Raw genomic sequence first — 393 nt, 5'->3', positions numbered from 1 at the left:
ACCCACCCCTGGTCATCACCACAAGCACCCACACCCAATCGTTCCCCACCACCCACACCCTCGACGTCACCGACACCGGCGGCTTCACCTCCGACGCCGACCCGAGCGTCAACGCCGGCTCCACGTTCGACGCCGGCTGCACCCTCGACGACACCGCCTACGTGATCTACACATCAGGCTCCACCGGCACACCAAAAGGCGTGGCAGTCCCCCACCGCGGACTCCACAACCGCATCGCCTGGATGCGAGAGACCTACCACCTCCAGGCCAGCGACCGGGTCCTTCAGAAAACGCCCTTCGGCTTCGACGTCTCCGTCTGGGAATTCTTCTGGCCCCTCACCACCGGAGCCACCCTCGTACTCGCCGCCCCCGGCGGCCACCGCGACCCCGACT

Annotated in this window: 1 protein-coding gene; it reads left to right on the top strand. The window is 67.2% G+C overall.

From position 1 onward, the window contains the following. Window positions 1-393 (top strand): AMP-binding protein (locus ACPXB1_RS30670; RefSeq protein WP_425736184.1); only part of this gene is annotated, 393 nt, incomplete at both ends.

Origin of the sequence: Micromonospora sp. DT68 (genome assembly GCF_049847245.1) — a bacterium.
GTDB lineage: Bacteria > Actinomycetota > Actinomycetes > Mycobacteriales > Micromonosporaceae > Micromonospora > Micromonospora profundi.
This window is presented reverse-complemented; position numbering and strand designations above follow the sequence as displayed.